Raw genomic sequence first — 20,940 nt, 5'->3', positions numbered from 1 at the left:
AATCAAATGAACACGAAATTGAGCATGAAGCGCCTGTTACCGGCTGTGCTGGTATTCACGGTGATGATTAGCGCGGGCTGGCTGTCAGCCCCGCAGCAGGTGCAGGGTCAGGAGATCTCGAAATCGGGGACCTCTGCGGCCGAGTTTCTGAACATTCCGGTCGGCACGCGGGCAACGGGCGTGGGCAACGCGATCACGGCTTCGGTCAACGACGCGACGGCCATGTACTGGAACCCCGGAGCGCTGGCGATGGTCCGCGAGCGTCAGGTGCACATTGAGCATTCGGAATGGTTTGCCGACCTTCGTCACAACTTTGTGGGTATCGCACTGCCGATACCCGGCGCAGGTACGGTAGGGCTGAGCGTGAGCGCGCTGACCATGGACGACATGGAAGAAACCACCATGCAGGAGCAGGACGGCACGGGCCGTTTCTTTGGCGCCTACTCCTACGCGGCCGGACTGACCTACTCACAGTTCCTCATGCGTGACTTCGCCATCGGCGCAACGGTCAAGTATGTGCACGAGCAGATTTGGAATTCCAGCAGCGGGGGTTTTGCCTTCGATCTGGGAACGACCTACGTGACGCCCTTCGACGGCATCCGCTTTGGGGTACGCTTTGCCAACTTCGGTCAGAAGCTCAACATCACGGGCAAAGACCTGAACGTGCCGGTGGATATTGACCGTGGCTCAGCGGGCAACAACCCGAACGTGCCTGCGCGTCTGGAGACTAAAGACTTCGATCTGCCGCTGTTGCTGCAGGTGGGCCTGGCGTGGGACGGGGTTAAAACCGAGACGGTACGCGTAACGCTGATGGCCGACGGCGTGAGCCCGAGCAACAACACGCAGAGCGTTAATCTGGGTATAGAGGCGGCGTTTTTTGACGAGCTGTTTGCTGTGCAGGCGGGTCTTCCGGACCTGTTGCTCGACGACCGGATGTTTGAATTCGCAGCCGGCGGCTGGGTGAACTACGAGCTGAGCGGCGGGCTGGGCCTGAACATTGGTTACGCGCTGCAAAGCCACAAAATACTCGGGGTAACCAACCGATTCTCACTTAAAGTCAAATTTTAAGCTTCAACCATTTTAGGTAGCTGTGAAATCCGTAATGGCTTGCACAGTCACCTTACTCTTTTCAGAATAAATCTGAAATACAAGCGGGAAACCGTAAATCTAAACCAACAAAAGAGGTACATATGAAAACCTTTACCAAAATGCTGATGATGCTGGCGCTGTTTGTTTTTGGCGTAAGCATGCAGGCAGTAGCTGAAGACGACCCGATTACGGTCACCTTCCGGGTGAACACCTCAACCGTTGCTGATACACTCAGCGCAGACGGGGTGCTTCAAATTCGTGGTGCTGTAAATGGTTCTGAATTTAGCAACGAAGACTACTTTGGCCAGAATATCAACTGGGGTTCAAGCTCTGTTCAGGGGCAGAACATCGCCGGTGATTACTGGGAATTTAACGTGCTGATGGCCCCGGGCGATCAGCTTGCCTATAAATTCTGGGCAGGAAACGACACTGAAAACGGCATTGGATTCAATGACGGATGGGAATTTGATCCTGTTGGCGGCGGAAACTACATGTTTGAAGTTCCTGAAGACGCGGACAGCGATATTGTGCTTCCGATTGAGTTCTTCGCCGGAACAGACGCAGGTCGTACGGCTCCTTTCGAGCCTTCTGATGAAGGGTTCACCGCTGTTCACTTCCGGGTGAACGTTGGGGCGCGGGTTGCTACATCACAGTATGATCCCGAAAATCCGGATCACATAGTTGGTGTACGCGGCAACTACAATCAGGAAACCGGTCAGGTACTTTACAAGTACGTTATCGACACGCCCGATGGTGTGCAGTGGGAAGACGGCGCGGATAAAACATTCTTTGTTCCGGCTGCCGACTCTACTATCCGCTGGACCAATTTCAACAATGAAGTACCGCCAAGCGGCGAAGTGATTGAAGCGGAAGTTGAATTCCGTGCCAACGTAAGCCTCCTTGAGCAGCTCGGTTACTTCAACCGCGGAATTGGCGATCGCGTAGCGGTTCCCGGTGCATTCAACAACTGGGATTCAGCAACATCCATGACCTACGATGAAGGCGAAGACATTTGGAGAAGTTCTTTTGTTCTTACCCGCGAAGTAGGTCAGCAGATTCCCTACAAATACTTCATTATCTGGGATGAAAGCCGTTTCGACGAAGACAGCCCGAACTTCATTCCTAACCTGATTTCAGGTAACGGATGGGAAGAGCCAGGCGCATTCGGCGGCGGTGACCGCCTCTACGAATTCGGCAGCACGCCTTTCCAGGTGGCTACCGGTGATTTCGGTGGTGACATCGGCTTCTTCAACAGCTTGCCTGAGCAGGCCCTGATTACAGTGGAAGGAACCGGTTCTGACACGTACACCGTAACCTTCCCGCTCGACATGGCTCCTGCCCTTGAGCACGAAGATCCGTTTGACCCGGCTAATGATGAAGTCTTCCTTGTGGTTGAAACACCTATTTTCGGACTCACACAAGATCTTTCTGTAGGTGACGGACAGCCTGGACTCGATGATCCCGATCAGCGTGATCGTCTCCGCTTTAACCGTGTCGGTGACACGATGATGTATGAGCTCGAGCTCGAAATCGCACTTCCAACGGAAAATCACTTTGGTTTCCGTATTGCTTACGGCCCGGAAGATGGCCCGTACGTTATCAATGGCGGCGGATTTGACGCCGGACGTCGCTACTACCGTTACATTGAGCCTGAAGCCGTAATCGGCGAAGTAACCCTTTGGCCGGCTGGTGGCTTTACCTTTGATGAGATTACCTGGAAAGCAGAAGACCTCGACTTCCCGGCGCCACCGGATTACGGTCTGGGCGAAGCAGATGCTCCGGTTCTCTTTTCAGACTTCCCGCAGCTCGACTGGGGACAAACGTTTGCGCTCACCCGCGAAACACAGCCGGAGTCCAACAATCACCTGTATTCCGGTACAGTTTACTTCCCGACAACACCTACAAGTGTTCAGCCCGGAAGCGAGCTGCCGCGTGCCATCACGCTCAGCCAGAACTACCCGAACCCGTTCAACCCAACAACCAACATCAACTTCACCCTGCCGGAATCAGCTGATATCCGTCTTGACGTGTTCAATGTTTTGGGTCAGCGCGTAGCTACGCTTGCGAACGGAACCTTTAGCGCTGGTGTACACACCGTACAGTTTGATGCAAGCCGCCTGTCATCCGGTGTCTATTTGTACCGTCTGCAGTCCGGCAGCTTCACAACACAGCGTACCATGATGCTGGTTAAATAATCAGCTGAACATTAGATAAAAAGCTTGTGGAAGCTGTTTGCTCAAAGTAAACCAATGCCTTCCAAAGCAGCTTAATAAAACACCGGAGATCATAAGATCTCCGGTGTTTTTCTCTTAATAATCGATGAACCTGCATTTCTCCCGTCACAAATTTGAGAGGTCTGAATTGTGTCCGTAACCATCTATGATATTGCCAAAGAGGCAGGGGTAAGTATAGCTACCGTTTCAAGGGTATTTAACAACAGCAACAATGTGTCGGAAAAATCGAGAACAAAGATTCTTCAGCTTGCAAAGAAAATGGGATATCATCCGCAGGCCATGGCGCAGGGACTGGCCCGGAAAAAAAGCAAGCTCATCTCCCTGATTGTACCTGTAATGTCCAATTACTTCTTCATGGAGGTATTGGAGGGCATTCAGGAAAAGATCGGTGACTCCGATTTTGACCTCAATATTTACAACGTTAAGCTCTCTGACGACATCTTTGAGCAGGTTGAATACAGTGTTAAACGCGGGATGGCAGAAGGATATGTCATCATCTCAGTTCACTTCACAGAAAAGCAATGGAATGAACTCAAAAAATATGATGTGCCTATCACGCTTGTTGATGAATACAGCGCTGAGTTTGACTCCGTTAGCGTGGATAGTATCGACGGTGCCTACAATGCAACACAGTATTTTATTGAACAGGGCTATCAGCGAATAGCTATGATTTCAGCGCTCAGCAGATCCAAACCCACACAGGATCGCGTGAGTGGCTATAAAAGGGCCCTTGAAGATGCAGGTCGCTTCGCGCTTTCTGAACTTATTGTAGCAGGAGACAGCACGGCCCGCGACGGTTTCACCGAAAAAAACGGATATGAAGCCATGATTAAGCTTCTCAGTTTACCCGAGCATCCGGATGCCTGTTTTTGCAACTCTGATATACAGGCTATCGGCGCAATCAAAGCCATGCAGGATCATGGTATTTACATTCCCATAATCGGGTATGATGATATTCAGTTTTCCGATTTTTTCGGCCTGAGCACCATGCGGCAGCCCATGCGGGAAATGGGTGAAATGGCCATAGAAAAAATTCTCAACCGAATCAATAACCCCGGGGGCAAGATATCTCATACGGTCTACGCCCCTGAACTTGTATTACGCAGTTCTACGCTTAGCCCTGCGGCTATGGCGGAAAAGTCTGCCCGATTTAAAGAAAAAAACAGCGGTAAACCTGTACTCTATTAATTGCAATAAACTTTTTGAATTATGCTATACTCCAGGCTCCATCATCTGATGCTCCTTTTTCTGCTCATTCTGCTTATGCCTGCAGCCTACCTTCAGGCACAGGTAGTAACTACCATTCCGGATTTCCCTACGGAAGATCAGCCCGTTTCCATCATTTTTGACGCCACACAAGGAAACGGCGGCCTTGCGGGCTACACCGGTGACGTCTATGCCCACACTGGTGTAATTACTAACCTCAGCGATGGCCCGTCCGGCTGGCGGTACGTTAAAACCAACTGGGGGCAGAACACGCCCGAAACCAAGCTTACCCGTATCGGTGAGGATCTGTACCAGCTTGATATTGAAAATATACGCGAATACTACGGCGTACCGCTGAGTGAACAGATTCTGCAGATGGCTTTTGTATTCAGAAGCGGGGAGCAGGTTAATGGCAGTTTCCTGGAAGGAAAAGATGTAGGCGGTGCTGATATTTTTGTTGATCTTTTCAACGATCCGTTGCTCGTCCGTTTTACAAGCCCGTCAAACGACCCATACAATCCGGCTTTTGCTGAATTAGATGATGTGATTGAAGTTCGCATTGCAGGCTTTGCGCTGGAAACCGAAATCGCAGAACTCCGCCTCTATGCCGATGAAGTGCTTGTGGCTTCCGCTGATGATGTCGCTGACCTCACCTATGACCTTACCATAGCTTCTACCGGTCGTATTGATCTGCGCGCGGAAGTTGAAGATGATGCGGGTGATGTTGCAGAAGCCTTCACATACATTGTAGTCAATCCGGAAGTAACCGAAATGGCACCCCCTGCCGGCACCCGTTACGGCATCAACTATCACGACGACGACACCTCCGTAACGCTTGCCATTTGGGCACCTTACATTGATGATATCTACGTCATCGGCGATTTCACCGAATGGGAAATTCGTCCGGAGTTTTTCATGAACCGTCACACAGTGAACCCGGACAGCGTGATGTTCTGGACGACCGTTACAGACCTTACGCCTGGTGTTGAGTACGGCTTTCAGTATCTGGTAGAAGGAGAGCGCCGCATCGGAGAGCTTTATTCCCACAAAGTGCTCGATCCCTGGAATGACCGCTTTATCAGTGAAGAGGTTTATCCGAACCTGATGCCCTATCCCACCGGTAAAACAAGCGGCATGGTTTCCATTCTGCAGACCGCTGCCCCGCAATACGAGTGGCAAACAACTGATTATGAGCGCATTGATCACCGCGATATGATCAAATACGAGTTGCTCATCCGTGACTGGCTGGACGAAAGCACCTATCGCAATGTAGCGGATTCGCTGGATTACCTGCAGCGGCTTGGTATCAATGCCCTCGAACTCATGCCCGTATCTAATTTTGACGGCAACATCAGCTGGGGCTACAACCCGAACTTCCATCTCGCCGTCGAGAAATCCTACGGCCCGGCCTTCGAGCTTAAGCGCCTGATTGATGAAGCCCACTCCCGCGGCATGGCCGTGCTGCTCGACGTTGTATACAACCATGCGACCGACCTGTCTCCGCTGATCGGTCTCTACGGTCATCAGAACAACCCGCTGATTGGCCCGGGGCACGAGTTTAACGTGTTTAACCACCTGAATCACGATCATCCGAAAATTAAATACTGGATGGACCGTGCCAACGCGTTTTGGATTGAGGAATTCCGTGTTGACGGGTTCCGCTTCGACCTCACCAAAGGGTTTGCGACCAACTTCAACAATCAGAACTACCACGGCTACAACGCGCAACGCATCGCCAACCTCAAGCGCATGGCAGATGCCATCTGGGAAATTGATCCGGATTTTTGGATTGTACTCGAGCACTTCACCGCCAACAGTGAAGAGATGGAGCTTTCAAACTGGCGCCGCAACGAAGGCCGGCCGGGCATGCTTCTTTGGGGTAATATGAACTTCAATTACAATGAAGCTACCATGGGCTGGCACAGCAATAATCAGTCGAACTTCTCGGGCGTCTTCCATCAGTCCCGCGGCTGGAGTGCGCCTAACCTTGTGGGCTACATGGAAAGCCATGACGAGCAGCGCCTGATGTACCGTAACCTTCAGTTCGGGCGCTCCTCCGGTGGCTATGACATCCGTGATTTTGAAACCGCTATGGGGCGTCAGATGTTGGCCGGTGCCTTTTTCTTTACCATTCCGGGTCCTAAAATGCTCTGGCAATTTGGGGAGCTGGGCTATGACATCCCGCTCGATGAGACCGGGCCGAACCGCACCGCGCCCATGCCCGTTATGTGGGATGATTACCTTGCAGACCCTGTTCGCGTGGAGCTTTACAACACCTGGCGCGCTATTATTCACCTGCGCCAAAGCAGCGAAGCATTCCGCACCGAAGACGTATCCCTCGATCTTCAGCCCTCTGTAAAACGGATATGGCTCAACCATGAGAGCATGAACGTCGCTATCATCGGTAACTTTGATGTTCAGCAGCGCACAGTTGACGCCAATTTGCAGCACACGGGCCTGTGGTACGACTACTTTGCGCAGGAAGCGCGCGAATTCAGCGCTACCAACGAGCCTGTCGTACTCGAACCCGGCGAGTTCGTGATCTACACCACGGAGCTCGTCGAGCTGCCGGAAGGCGGCCTCACGCCGGTCGGAATTCGTGATGAAGATCAGCTCGAGCAGCCTGCCGGATTCGGACTCCTGCAAAACTACCCGAACCCGTTCAACCCGACAACCAATGTCCGCTATGAAGTAGGCGAAACCACCGATGTACGTCTCGAAGTCTTCAACGTACTGGGTCAGCGCGTTGCGCTGTTGCACAACGGCCTGCAAACCGTCGGAACACACACGGCAGTTTTTGACGGCTCAAGACTTACAAGCGGCGTGTATATTGTGCGCATGCAAGCCAACGGTCAGACCTTCACAAACAAAATGTTACTCGTGAAATAGCCGAAACGCTTGGTGCCGCTTCGCTGTGTGCAGACTAACAGCAGGCAGCACCATGGTACAGCACAGCAAACCGGAATCTTTCCCGCCCGAAAGCCCCGTCAGGAATCATCTGATTCCGGCGGGGTTTTTCATTTTGTGAAAAAGTCACGGTGCGCTGAAGAGCCCCATTACACCTGCAGAAGGGTACCGTGAGGTAGTATCGTATCAGAGGACCCAAGCCCTGACTTCTGCACTTATAATTGGTAGTACATATCGGATATCAGATATGTTGTAGTTGAAAATTATTTACATATGAAAGTCACTTTATTCGACGTATCAGCGTGTTTTATTGTAAAATTTGTTTTTTCAATACATAATTTCTATGTTCTAATTCATTCGATCCCAATCAAATACAAATCCAAAAGAACTATTCTTATGAAATATCTTTCAATCAGTATTTTTACGACGCTTTTGCTCGCACTCATCCTGTCAGGCTGCTCTTCTTCAGGCAGTGACAGTGAGCCGGGGCTTGATGGCGATCTTACCATTGAAGTGCAGGCACCTGCGGAAAGTGCTTTTTTCCTGACCTACTATACCTGGGACGGTAACACGGGTGACTTTAATTCTGAAACCATTACCATTCCGCAATCCGGTTTATTTGAATATAATGTTGAAGGTTCGGATTTTGTAGGATTTGGTATTATTCTTGGTCCGATTGGCGACGTTGAAGCAGTTAACCTTGCGTTGCTCTCAGACGGAGAGATTATTGCTGAAACGGATCAGCCTGTTGCTGACGGCGCCTATGAACTTGAGTTTGGCACTATTCCCGATGAACTTCCTTCAAGCATAGAATAATCGAACCCGGGCAATGAGTAAAGTTTAACGACAGATTGTATCATTGCCTCGTTTTAAACCATTTCAAATAAAAAGACCGCAGCTTTACTAAGCGAGGCGGTCTTTTTTTTGCCTGTAAAAAATCTGAATCGCTTTACCCGGTTGGCAGCTCATCTGTAGGAATAGTGGCTAAGCTGAGGGAGTTGCAGCCTTTGATACTTGCTGCATCGAGCAGTAAAATGCGTCAGCTTGCAGTTGCTATAAGTGCTGTCTCAAAAAAAGCAGAGAAGTGCAGTCAAAGACCTCTGTGCGCACAGGTGATAAACTTGCCCTTACCGGATTTACGACCATTAAGTATTATTGTGAATATCCGGGGATGCTCTTTGTTCAATATGAACCAAAAAAAAATGTGCAGTCCGGTCAGGGACTGCACGCTGTATATTTTTTTATTGGACCATATTCAAATGCCGGAGTCTGTCTGTAAGATTCAGAACCCCACAAATTGCGCTAAACAGGCTGAGGCTGCAGGCAGTTTGACCTGACAGCAATGCACTCAGCTATCTAACCCGCATTATTCACCAAGAAATTTTCTTGCTGGCAAGGCGAAGTTGAAAACTCAGCGGAGGGGTACCTTAGTACCCTGAGCATGAGTTTTCAGCTTCAACGCCGCCAGCGGGGAAATTTCGCAGTCTTAACACCATACTCAAATTTGGCCTACTGGTGTTTTTCACTAAGCCAAATTTAAACATACATTTAGCAAATAAAACTTGTTTATTAGTGAATAATGCGGGCTAATACTGAACCTGTAATGTTGATATGCTTGGGAGACCCGGTAGCCTGTCTGAATTGTTATTGGCTATTTGAATAGTATATCAGGTTTCTGAACTTTATGCACCGCATAAGTATGCGGTTTTTTTATGCGTTTTGGTAAAATAAGAACGAATTGTTGCCTAAAAGCAACTGAATGTCGGTGACCGGACAGCTTTTATTTCCCATAGATCTGCCTTATATTACTGCATAGTTATTTAATCAAATCCATAAAACTACGTTTATGAACAAAAATTTGCTGATTATCATAGCTGGCCTGCTGATAGGTGGTATTGCAGGTTTTGCTTATTGGTTCTTTATTGGCTGTAATACCGGCAACTGCGCTATTACTTCAAACTGGACTACAAGCACGCTCTACGGATTAGGAATGGGAGGCCTCGGCGGGAGTATAGTTAAGGACAGCATTGCTGCACGGCGCGAAAACAGAGAACGTGCAAAGTCAAATGAATCACAGGATGCCTCAATATCTGATAACCCAAAAAGCAACTGAAACCGGGCTAATAGAATGTGAAAGTTCGGCCTTCAAAAAACTTAATGCTGAGCACACTTTATAAAGTTGACCTGATCATTTATTTGAGGGAAGCGGGTCAAGACGGAGGAATTTTGCATCCAACAGACAGCAGGTAAGTCTTTATGCTTTGTGCTTAAGGCTCAATCCTGAGTCTGAATGCCAACAGCATTTTGAGGAATATGGGGCGTATCGTATCCGGTAGCTAACATACTGCCGGAATATCCGTGAATCCCGCAAAAACCCGGATTTAGGAAAAAGAATGGGTATATGGTCAGAGGGTTCATTTCTTTCTTGCCAAAGTCATCGCAATTCCTCACCTTATCGGAGCTAAAACAGGATGCGCGCTATTGTTGTTCGCATCACACAAATAACCAACAGTTTACGGTATGCCCATGCAAGCTATGCGCACACTTTTCCTGATTTCGTCTGTTTTCCTCACCCTCATTTTCCTCCTTATGTTTAATGAAACGGCCGATGCGCAGTTTGACCGCCTGAACGAGCATTTTATAACCCGCAGCGAAGTTGTTGCCGCAAACGGCATGGTCGCAACGAGCCATCCCCTTGCGGCGCAGGTCGGCCTGCAAATCCTGATGCAGGGCGGCAACGCGATTGATGCGGCGATTGCAACGAATGCTGCGATGGGACTGATGGAGCCGACCGGAAACGGCATCGGCGGCGACCTGTTCGCGATTTTATGGCACGAGGAATCGCAGCAGCTCTACGCGATTAACGCAAGCGGGCGCTCGCCCCTCGGGCTCTCCTACGAGCAGCTTATGGCCGAACTCGAGGCGATGGAAGAAACCCGCATCCCGCCTTCATCTCTGCTCTCTGTTTCCGTGCCCGGCGCGATTGACGGCTGGTTCGAGCTGCACGAGCGCTTCGGGAGCCTGCCGATGGCCGACATCCTCGCGCCCTCTGTGCACTATGCGGAAAACGGTTTCCCTGTGCCGGAGGTCATCGCTGACGCCTGGCGCCGCAGTGCGCGCATCCTCGCCAACCGCGTCGGAGCCTTCATCGAGACCTTCACCATCGACGGACGCGGTCCTGAAAAAGGGGAGATCATGCGGAATCCTGACCTCGGCAATACCTACCGGCTGCTCGGCGAGCAGGGCCGCGATGTGTTCTACCGCGGGGAAATCGCGCGCAAAATTGACGCTTTCATGCGTGAGCACGGCGGCTATCTCCGCTTCGAAGATTTCGATCAGCACCGCTCCGAATGGATCGAAACCCTCAGCACAACCTACCGCGGCTACGAAGTCCATCAGATCGGGCAAAACAATCAGGGCACCGCGGTGCTGCAAATGCTCAACATTCTGGAAGGCTACGACTTATCCGAAATGGGCTTCAACAGTCCGGAGGCGCTGCATCTGATGATCGAAGCCAAGAAGCTCGCCTTCGAAGACCGCGCGAAATTTTACTCCGACCCCGATTTTAACGATCTGCCCTTTGAGCGCCTCATCAGCAAAGAGTACGCGGCGGAGCGGCGCGCCCTCATCAGCGACCGCGCCCTTGAGCGGGTCACGAGCGGCATCGAAGGCCTGCGCGACGGCGGTACGATTTTTCTCACAACGGCTGACCGCGAGGGCAACATGGTCTCCCTGATTCAGAGCAATTTCCGTGGCATGGGCACCGGTTTTGTGGTGCCCGGCACGGGCTTCAGTTTCCAGAACCGGGGCGAGCTGTTCTCCCTCGATCCCGCACACCCCAATGTTTACGAGCCCGGCAAACGGCCCTTTCACACCATCATCCCCGGCTTCGTGATGAAAGACGGCAAGCCCTGGTTCACCCTCGGCGTGATGGGCGGCGAATTTCAGCCGATGGGTCATGTGCAGATTTTGGTCAACATGATTGATTTCGGCATGAACGTGCAGGAAGCAAGCGACGCCATCCGCTGGCTGCACACCAACTCGACCGAGCCCACCGAAGCCTGGGGCGACTACCTCAAAGACGGCGGCCTCGTGCGCTTCGAAAGCGATATCGATCCTGCAATCGTCGAAGCCCTGCGCGCGATGGGGCACAAAGTCGAAATCGGCGGCGGCTTCTACGGCCGCTTTCAGGGCATCCTGCGCAATCACGAGCTCGGCGTATATGTGGGCGGAAGCGAGTCGCGCGCGGATGGTCAGGCGGTGGGGTACTGACCAAAGGCAGAGGCCGCGAATAGCTCCCGAAAAACCCCGAAACCCGGATGCCTCACTTTGCGGGACTGTTGGTAGTAGTAGCCTTCAATAAGGAGATCATTCGACTCCGCCTCCGCTGCGCTCAGGATGACAGGGGGGTATTCTGAAAACCCGACGCGGAGGGCCGCGCCGTTTGTCGCAAAGGGAGTGTGTCATCCTGAACGAAGGGCGCGAAGGGTACTACGTCGCTGTTGGAACGCGGATTTTTAGACTTGCAGGATGAACAGGATAATTAAGTCAACGCCTGAAGCCCCAAACAAGCAAAGAAGCAACTCCCCCAGGCACGGAGGCGGGTATCGTCCCGGAGCGCCTGAATCAAAAAGCAAGGGGCTGTGAGACCGATTAAGGGGGTGTGGAAACCGCACTGCTGACCTTGATGCTCTCGGAGTTTTCCCAAAAAAATAAACAGGCCGGAATGAGCAGGGGGGCGGGAGTCGTGGTTTTTTTGTGGATTGGTGTTTGTCCGGGGCTGATTCCGGTTTCAATTCCCTATTTTGGGTTCTTATTCTGACTCTTACTCTTACTTTTCACTGAACCAATCTCAACATGAAGACGATTACGCACGCGCTGGATGATTTTATTTATCAGTTATTTCCGGATGTGACCGAGGGGGATAGGCAGGCTTTGCAAGCGGCTATGGAAGCCTATTTTGGCCGGGCCGGAAAACATCCGGCGTTCGTGTTTGAGGAGCAATCCGTCATCCTCACCCTCGGAGGTGAGTTCCCCGAATCTGATGAGGAAAAGTATGGTTTGGCAACGGAATTATTTGAAAAAAAGGATTATGAAGCCTGTATTCAGATCCTGAAGGAGATGGTGGAAGAAACGCCCTGGGAAATTGAGCCTTATGCCATGTTATGTTTTGTGTGCTCGCTTACCGATAAATTTGATTTGTGTATCGAGGTTGCGAATGATGGCTTGAAATGGCACCCGGAAAATACATCATTTTTACACATTGCGGGAAATGCTTATGCAGAAGGTAATAAGGACTTTGAAACGGCACTCAACTATTATATAAAGGCACATAGCTTAAACCCTGATGATGCGTTGCCGCTTCGTCACATCCCAGCTTATCTGTTTCAATGCAATCGGCATGATGAGGCCTATGGGTATATCGAAAAGCTGATTGAAATTGATCCTGATGATCATTTAGGATACCAAATGAAGGGTCTGTATTATTTTTTTGAAAAGGATTATTTAAGCTGTTTTATGAATATTACTGAAGCACTTCGAAAAGCTGATGTGTATCGTAAGTCTGGTCAGGATCCTGACCGTGATCCTGTTGATTCTGATGTACTTGTAAAAATGGCTGCGAAGAGCGCCGAAAACTATAGCGAGGGGGTTGATTGGGATGACTTTACAGACAAGATTAAGGACGAGATGGTATCAAAACTTGGTGTTGATATACGTTTTGATCTTTATGAGGAAGAAAACCCGGAATTTATGCCGGGACTGGAGCGGGCAGCTGCTCATGGAAGGGACTATCATCTTATCCGGTACATGGACAGCAAATTCACGTCTTTATATATGATGATGTCTCAGTTAATACACCTCGAGTTTTCTGAGGCAGCCGTGAAAGATTCGGTCTACAGGGTGTTTTCTTTACCTCTTGACAAGGTGTTCAAATATGTTGGTAGGTTCACGAAGTTTTTTGCAAAAAAAGCAAGAAGAAGTGACTTAGATCAATTTGAGGAAAATCTGTTTTCGGCTGTAAGGTTACTGCAACTAACCGTTACGGAAACAGCTCTGTTCGTAATTATCAACGAAACCTTATACCAACGCTATAAGACGTTCAGGCCTTTTCTTTTTATAACCCTTAAGGCTAAGATTGATTATCTTATTTATGAATTTAATAAAAATGATTTTTCGAAAAATTTGCCGGCGGACATGATGTCGGTTCTCAATATGTATCACCTGGTGTATGTGCTGCATTTTAAGAAGCTTTTTGGTGTTGATTACCTGAAGGATTTTCGGTTTAAAAAACACGAGCTTAACAGGGCGATAGTGTGGTTTGACGAAGCGCTGGGGCTGTTTCGTAAGCGGGAACCGGGAGAGGAGTTTGATCTGATTGAGTTCTGGGCGGAGGATGTGAAATTGGACCGTTATTTGGAAATCAGGGAGGTGCGGGGGTAGTCAGTATGTCAGTATGTCAGTTTTTCAGTGTTTTGTAACATATTGAAATAATTGGGGATGTGGACAATGGTATGATGTGTTTTTTTTCCTGACATCCTGCTGAATTGGGGTGTGACGGGCACGGAGGCGGGAAAACATCAGAGCCCGGATGGCTTAGGGTCCCTCGCCAAGCCGTACGGCGTTGTTGGAACGCGGGTTTTGGGGGTTTGGTGGGATTGGCGTGGATTGGATAGTGGACTTCGATAGATTTTAACGCGAAGGGCGCAAAGGAGGCACGAAGGGCGCGAAGGGTGCTGCGTTGTTGGAACGCGGATTTTGGGGATCGGGTGAGATTTAGTGGGATTTTATTGTGGGCTATAATACTGTTATTATTTGGGATGTGGTAATTCCCCTCTTGAGAGGGGTGCCCCCGGGAAAGACATCATCAGCGGCATGCAACTACACAAATCCCCGAAATCAGTAACGGCCCACAAGCTGACGGGGCGGGGTGTGACGGGCACGGAGTCGGGGAATGCTTGGAACCCATTTGGCTCACGGAGCTTGGCGGTGGAATGGGCGGAGTGCGCTATTCCAGCCTCGTTGTTTGTTGAACAGGATTTATCGGATAACAGGAGCGAGTTTGGGGCATCCGACAGCAGCTCTTCCCAATCCCGAAGGGATGGCATTATTGTAGCAATTACGCATCCCAAACAATAAAAAACCCCGAAGGGGTGAAATTATTCCCTGCGGTTATAATGCCACCCCTTCGGGGTTTTATGCATTGCGGATTCCATTTTGCTACAATCATTTCACCCTTTCAGGGTTGATGGCATTTTGCTGAACCAACCGCCATGCCTTTTACGTGCGCATAAAATTGGGAACAGTACGAAGGTGTAATGCGGTAAATCTTGATTGGTTTAAATAATAAGCCACAGACTTTGGGTGAACTGAGCATTGCCGAAATACAGCTTCCGGTATCCGGATCTACGTCCCACAATCCCGAAGGGATAGCATTATTGTAGCAATCACAAATCCCGTGCTTGTTCAGCAGCCGCGGCTTCGATGGGCTCCCACCAAATGAGAAGCGTTCGAGATGACAGAAAACAGGGTGCCAACGTGATTTCACCTTCAGATTTGCGTACAAGTTAAGATTGTAGGTGTCTTATCCAAAACAGCTGATCCTTGCCTCTCAACTAACATACGATGACCTGTTTATTTTTTTGTTTGTGAGAACGAAAACGGAGATTAGTTTTCTATCCTCTGTCCTCTGTCCTCTGTCCTCTGTCCTCTGTCCTCTGTCCTCTGTCCTCTGTCCTCTGTCCTCTGTCCTCTATCCTCTGTCCCCTGTCCCCAGCCGGATTTTGTTGCACTTACAGACGTTTGGTCAGCTTCGGAGGATAAATGGCAGGGGGAAGAGGTGAGTGGCTGACACGTTTGGGGAGTGTTTGGGTGTTGTTGGCAGGTGGCGTGTAAATTCGGCACAGTGGCGGTGTTGGAATGGATTTGGAAATGAACTTCCCGAAAGAAAAACATTCTATTTTTAAGACTATCTGAAGAAAATGAATCTCAATAAGTTTACCATCAAGGCACAAGAGGCGCTGCAGGCGGCGTTTCAGAAAGCGGCGGACCGTCAGCAGCAGGCGGTGGAGCCGGAGCATATTCTCGCGGCCCTGCTCGATGATAAGGAGGGTTTGAGCCTCACGCTGCTCAAGAAGGCGGGTATTGACCCGAATTATGTGATCCAAAAGCTGGGCGAGCATCTTGCGAAACTGCCGACCGTGAAGGGCGCCTCGGTTTCGGGTCAGTATCCCGGCAACGACACCAAGGCGCTGCTCGATACGGCGGCGAAGTTGGCGTCCAAAATGGGTGATGATTATATCAGCTCGGAGCACATCCTGCTCGGGATTATGGAGCACAATTTCACGGCCTCGCGGCTGCTGAAGGATCAGGGCCTGACCAAGGATCAGGTGATGAACGTGCTCAAGGAGGTGCGCGGCAGCAATCGGGTGGACGACCCGAATGCGGAAAGCCGGTATCAGTCGCTGCAGAAGTACACGCGCGACCTGAACGAGCTGGCCGAGCGCAACAAGCTTGATCCGGTGATTGGCCGCGATCAGGAAATCCGGCGGGTGATGCAGATTCTAAACCGACGGACGAAGAACAATCCCGTGCTGATTGGCGAGCCGGGCGTGGGTAAAACCGCCATCGCGGAAGGTATCGCGCTGCGGATTGTGACCGGCGACGTGCCCGAGGACCTCAAGAGCAAGCGGATTTTCTCCCTTGATATGGGCGCGCTCATTGCCGGCGCGAAGTACCGCGGGGAGTTCGAAGACCGCCTCAAAGCGGTGGTGAAGGAAGTGACCGAAGCCGCCGGGGAGATCATCCTGTTTATTGATGAAATCCACACGCTTGTGGGCGCGGGCGCCTCTGAGGGCGCGATGGATGCGGCCAACATCCTGAAGCCGGCTCTTGCGCGGGGCGAGCTGCGCGCGATCGGGGCAACGACCCTGAGCGAGTACCGGAAGTTCATCGAAAAAGACAAGGCGCTTGAACGGCGTCTGCAAACGGTGTTTGTGGGTGAGCCGAGCCCGGAGGATACGATTTCCATCCTGCGGGGCCTCAAGGAGCGCTACGAGCTGCATCACGGGGTGCGGATCACCGACGCGGCCATTATTTCGGCGGCGGAGCTTTCGCACCGCTACATTTCGGACCGTTTCCTGCCCGATAAGGCGATTGACCTGATTGATGAGGCGGCCTCGCGGCTGCGCATCCAAATTGATTCGCTGCCCGAGGAGCTCGACAGCATTGAGCGTCAGATTCGTCAGCTCGAGATTGAGCGGGAAGCCATCAAACGCGAAAACGACACCGCGAAGCTCGAAGCCATCGCCCGTGAGCTTGCGGCCCTGAACGAGAAGCAGAACAGCCTGAAAGCGCACTGGTCCGCCGAGCGCGAGCTGATCAAAAAAACGCAGGAGCTGAAGCAGGCCGTCGAAACCGCGAAGCTTGAGGCCGAGCGCGCCGAACGTGCGGGCAACTACGAGAAAGTAGCCGAGCTCCGCTACGGCACGGTCACACAGCTTGAGCGGGATTTGCAGCTGACCAAAGAACAGCTTGCGGTGCAGCAAAAAGACAAGGCCATGCTCAAGGAGGAAGTCGATGCTGAAGAAATCGCCGACATTGTCAGCCGCTGGACGGGCATCCCCGTGAGCCGCATGCTGCAAAGCGAGCGGCAGAAGCTCATCATGATGGAGGAACACCTGCACAAACGCGTGATCGGGCAGGATCCGGCGATCGAGGCGGTCTCAAATGCGGTGCGGCGCTCGCGTTCCGGACTGCAGGATGAAGGGCGACCGGTCGGTTCGTTCATCTTCCTCGGCTCAACCGGCGTGGGCAAGACCGAGCTTGCGCGCAGCCTTGCCGATTACCTCTTCGACGACGAGAACGCGATGGTACGCATCGACATGAGCGAGTACATGGAACGGCACAGCGTGAGCCGCCTCATCGGGGCGCCTCCGGGCTATGTGGGCTACGACGAAGGCGGTCAGCTCACCGAGGCCGTGCGCCGCAAGCCCTACTCGGTAGTGCTGTTAGATGAAATCGAAAAAGCGCATGCTGATGTCTTCAACGTGCTCCTGCAGGTGCTCGATGAGGGCCGCCTGACCGACAACAAGGGCGTGACCGTGAACTTCACGAACACCATCATCATCATGACGAGCAACATCGGTTCGCACCTGATTCAGCAGCGGATTGAGCAAAAAGGCGGCGAGCTCGATGAAAGCGAGTACGAGCGCCTGCAAAACGAGCTCTACGCGCAGCTCAAGCAGACGATACGTCCGGAGTTCCTGAACCGCATTGATGACGTGATTGTGTTCCATCCGCTGGGTCGCGATCACCTGCGCAAGGTGGTGGATATTCAACTCGGGCGCGTACACAAGCTGTTGCAGCGCAACGGTGTCGAGCTTCGGGTGCCCAACAGCGTGAAGGACTGGCTCGCGGCACGTGGCTACGACCCGACCTTCGGCGCGCGCCCCCTCAAGCGCCTGATTCAGAAGGAAGTCGTGAACGAGCTCGCGAAGCTGCTCATCCGCCGCAGCGGCGAGGAAAAGGCCGTCTTCGACGTGCACCTGAGCAAAACCCGCGACGGACTCGAATTCGCGGAAGTCATTGAAGATGTGGAGGCCTGGGTCGAGTAAGGCCGGGCTAAGCCAACTGGACAATTATCCGGAGTAACGCAAAAGCGGGCAATCCGAATGCTGTTGAAATCAGCACTTGGGGTTGTCCGTTTTTTTTATGCTTGCTCACTCAGCATAAAGGAGGAAGATTCCGGATCTTTCGGAAAGGGGTGTTCAAAGTGTGACCTGAATCACTTTCTTGTGATACAATCAGCTCAGGCTGTTTTACCAAAAGAATGCCCGAGTCAAAACAACAAGTTCTCCAACGATAAACAGCACTTGTCGATTACAGGCGTAATACTATTATGCTGATTTCCCGGCTTATTCTACAATTTCGGCCTCTTGTGGTGCGGTGCTCTTTTTTACGGGATTTCTTTTAATACAGCTGTAGGTGATGTCATCAACTGTTGGCATGTCACCGATAAAATTTTCGACCGATGACTGAATTTTGCCCACAATGGTTGAAGGCTCAAGTGATCCGTAAATATCCATGAGGGCGCGAAGCCGTTCCAGGCCAAACTCTTCCCCGCTCAGGTTCCGGGCTTCATTAACGCCATCGGTATAAAACAGCACCGAATCTTCGGGCTTAAGCTCAATTTCACTTTCCTGCAGAAAGTTTTCGAGCCGGTTCGTGCGCGTCATGCCGAGTGCAAAGCCCGGGGTTTGTAGCAGCTCGGTACTGTCGGTATCACCATGATACAGAACCGGCGGATTATGACCGGCCCGAACGTAAGTAAAGGTGTTTTTATCCTTTGGGAAAAAAGCAGCGCAGGCCGTGATGAAAGTTTTATCCGTGCGATAAGATTTGATGTAGTCATTCAGCTCCAGAAAAAGCTGTTTAGGACTTGGGTTCAGTTTGCGAATCAGCAGGTGCACAAGTGCCTGAAAGCGCACCATATAGAGTGAGGCCGAAAGTCCCTTTCCTGAAACATCCGCTATGATGTAGTAAACCCCGGCTTCTGTTTCAATCACATCAACATAATCCCCGCCGACATCGCTTGCCGTGTTGGCGAAAGAGTTTATTTTAAGCCCATTTATAGTGAGCGCCGGAGATGGGAGCAGGCTGATCTGAATATCTTTAGCGAGGTCTATTTCTTCCTTCACATCAAACTTTTCAAGCAGTTCAAGCAGCAGCAGTGTAGCCATTGCGGTAAAGGAAAGGGGGAGCAGCACGGTGAAAAACAGGCCGGAAAAAACAAAGGTGCTCGCAAAGCCTGCAATACTTGCCCCAAAAACAAGGCGTCTCGTAGGGTTCATCCGCTTGGTCAGCGCGCTTGTGAGCCGCCCTGATTTCTCAAAAAAGCCGATTTCCTGACCGGTCTCCGGGTTAATGACATCTCCAAGGGCTTCCCGGTAAAGTGCCTTCAGCCTTTTGCTGTCTGTCTGAAAATCGCGCTCGAATTGCGCCCGGCTCATACCGGTTGTATAGGTGCGATACAGACTTTTGGTTTGGGACAGGGCTGATTTTGATTCGTTGGGCAGGCTCATAAAATCGCAGGCTGAAATAACGGAATTATTAGGCGTGGACTCAATACAGTCCGCATGTTGCACAAAAAATTTGCCTTAATGACAGTACACATTACGGTTAGTTTTAATCTGTGCGCATATCTTAACGTGCTTCATACGGATACATAAGGTACGCATACCGATAATGCATGCCCAAAAACAAAGTTCTTCGGCTGATGAGCTGTGGTACGTAATCAGCTTGCCCGGGTTAAGCTGAAATAATGCGACATAAGCGGACTGAGAAAGGTAAACAAAGGCTGCATAAAGTGTGAAAATCTTAAAAGAAGTACCCCATAACTTTCAGCCCGTATCGCTTCTGTTTTCTGATATGAAAACATTTGTTCGCGCTTCAGGTTAGCGTTTCGGCTTTCGGCTAAGTGTGCGAGAGCGGCTACTGCCGCTGCCGCTGTTACGGCTGTTTGCACGCGATGAGTGCTTGCGCCTCTCACGGCCCTTGGTTTTACCCGAAAATAAGGTTTTGAGCCGAAGTTTCAGCAGCCAAAGCATAACAGGAACCGGAAGTTTATCCGTTGTGACAGACCTGCGCAGGGCCAGAAACCTGCTTTTACCCGGCAGGGTACGTTTGCCGGGGTCCGGAAGCACAATCCCGGCCTCCGCAAGCGCTTGAAATGCAGAGCCAACGCCAATACAGCTTGTATGGGTGAGCTGCGGCTGCAGGCTTGCAAGCAGAGATTCCTGTTGGGGTGAGGGGAGTCCGCACCAGAAAAAGGCTGGTTTCAGCTCGTTCAGCGTTTTGGCGAGTGTTTTGATATCTTCGGTCGTACTGTCTCCGCTGATCACGGTTGTGCCCGCAATCCGGATGGCCATATAAGAGTTTTTTACGTAGTCCTTGAGCTGTCGCATTTGCTTTGCGTCCGCGCCGTAAAAATAATGGCTCTGACCTTGCATGGCGGATGTCAGGAATAAACTGTGCATGAGCATAACAGGGTCCACGGCGCCGCAGTGTCTGAAGCCCTGCCTTTGCCCTGTTAATGCTATGGTCTTGCTGCTGCATAACGTCAGGAATGAATCTGACAGGAGTTTGTTTAAGCTCTCATCCTGCTGGGCCTTGTGCATTTGTGTTGCGGTTGTAAGGCAAATATAGCCCAGCGGTCCGCGTGCAGCAAGCTGCTGACAGATGTCAAGAACAACACTAAGATTTACGGCCGATACCGCTGCCCGGCCTACAGTATATCGTTTAACCAATAAAATGTCCTCAATAAAGCAATTTTAATTCTACTAAACCCGACCATACGATGTGATCAGGCAATCCGGGTAACATATCATGATTCCCCGTTTGAGTTTGCCGTATATGACTGATGACAAAAGCAGCTGACCTGCGGTTATTTTTAAATATACACAACGTTAAGGCAGGCGATATGCTTTGTGCTTTTGTAACAGAAGCC

General features: G+C 51.0%; 11 protein-coding genes. 9 read left to right on the top strand and 2 right to left on the bottom strand.

The genetic code is table 11. The annotated features are described in order from the left end of the window. Positions 1 to 6 precede the first annotated feature (6 nt). The 9 genes from CYPRO_RS12370 to clpB all read left to right on the top strand — a co-directional run bounded on the left by CYPRO_RS12370 (position 7) and on the right by clpB (position 18,049). Positions 7 to 1,068, top strand: a complete 1,062-nt coding sequence (locus tag CYPRO_RS12370) for a PorV/PorQ family protein (protein ID WP_114984911.1) — start codon at positions 7 to 9, stop codon at positions 1,066 to 1,068. A 122-nt stretch (positions 1,069 to 1,190) separates the two neighbouring features. After that, the gene (locus CYPRO_RS12365) at positions 1,191 to 3,284 is read left to right on the top strand and encodes a T9SS type A sorting domain-containing protein (protein ID WP_114984908.1); all 2,094 of its coding nucleotides are present in this window, start codon (positions 1,191 to 1,193) and stop codon (positions 3,282 to 3,284) included. Positions 3,285 to 3,452: 168 nt separating this feature from the next. Next, positions 3,453 to 4,511 carry a LacI family DNA-binding transcriptional regulator gene (locus CYPRO_RS12360; RefSeq protein ID WP_114984907.1) on the top strand — a complete coding sequence of 353 codons (1,059 nt, stop codon included), beginning with the start codon at positions 3,453 to 3,455 and terminating at the stop codon, positions 4,509 to 4,511. A gap of 21 nt (positions 4,512 to 4,532) precedes the next feature. After that, on the top strand, positions 4,533 to 7,418 hold the full coding sequence (locus CYPRO_RS12355; RefSeq protein WP_114984906.1) for an alpha-amylase family glycosyl hydrolase: 2,886 nt from the start codon (positions 4,533 to 4,535) through the stop codon (positions 7,416 to 7,418). 414 nt (positions 7,419 to 7,832) lie between these two features. Further along, complete coding sequence (locus CYPRO_RS12350; RefSeq protein WP_114984905.1) at positions 7,833 to 8,252, top strand: hypothetical protein; 420 nt, start codon at positions 7,833 to 7,835, stop codon at positions 8,250 to 8,252. Positions 8,253 to 9,282: 1,030 nt separating this feature from the next. Beyond that, a complete protein-coding gene (locus tag CYPRO_RS12345) occupies positions 9,283 to 9,549 on the top strand; it encodes a hypothetical protein (protein WP_114984904.1) in 267 nt (88 codons plus the stop codon). A 407-nt stretch (positions 9,550 to 9,956) separates the two neighbouring features. After that, a complete protein-coding gene (ggt, locus tag CYPRO_RS12340) occupies positions 9,957 to 11,708 on the top strand; it encodes a gamma-glutamyltransferase (RefSeq protein WP_240644751.1) in 1,752 nt (583 codons plus the stop codon). Between the two features lie 585 nt (positions 11,709 to 12,293). Further along, complete coding sequence (locus CYPRO_RS12335) at positions 12,294 to 13,877, top strand: tetratricopeptide repeat protein (RefSeq protein ID WP_114984903.1); 1,584 nt, start codon at positions 12,294 to 12,296, stop codon at positions 13,875 to 13,877. 1,538 nt (positions 13,878 to 15,415) lie between these two features. Next, a complete protein-coding gene (gene clpB / locus CYPRO_RS12325) occupies positions 15,416 to 18,049 on the top strand; it encodes an ATP-dependent chaperone ClpB (RefSeq protein ID WP_114984901.1) in 2,634 nt (877 codons plus the stop codon). A 300-nt stretch (positions 18,050 to 18,349) separates the two neighbouring features. On the opposite strand, the gene CYPRO_RS12320 is transcribed toward clpB, so the two are convergent. Both CYPRO_RS12320 and CYPRO_RS12315 read right to left on the bottom strand, forming a co-directional pair. Next, positions 18,350 to 19,579, bottom strand: coding sequence for a PP2C family protein-serine/threonine phosphatase (locus CYPRO_RS12320; RefSeq protein WP_240644750.1), 1,230 nt, complete (start codon positions 19,577 to 19,579; stop codon positions 18,350 to 18,352). Between the two features lie 309 nt (positions 19,580 to 19,888). Continuing rightward, entirely contained in the window at positions 19,889 to 20,740 is an 852-nt protein-coding gene (locus CYPRO_RS12315) for a WecB/TagA/CpsF family glycosyltransferase (RefSeq protein WP_114984899.1), read from the bottom strand. Positions 20,741 to 20,940: the final 200 nt, after the last annotated feature.

The sequence above is a fragment of the Cyclonatronum proteinivorum genome (genome assembly GCF_003353065.1).
Lineage (GTDB): Bacteria > Bacteroidota > Rhodothermia > Balneolales > Cyclonatronaceae > Cyclonatronum > Cyclonatronum proteinivorum.
This window is presented reverse-complemented; position numbering and strand designations above follow the sequence as displayed.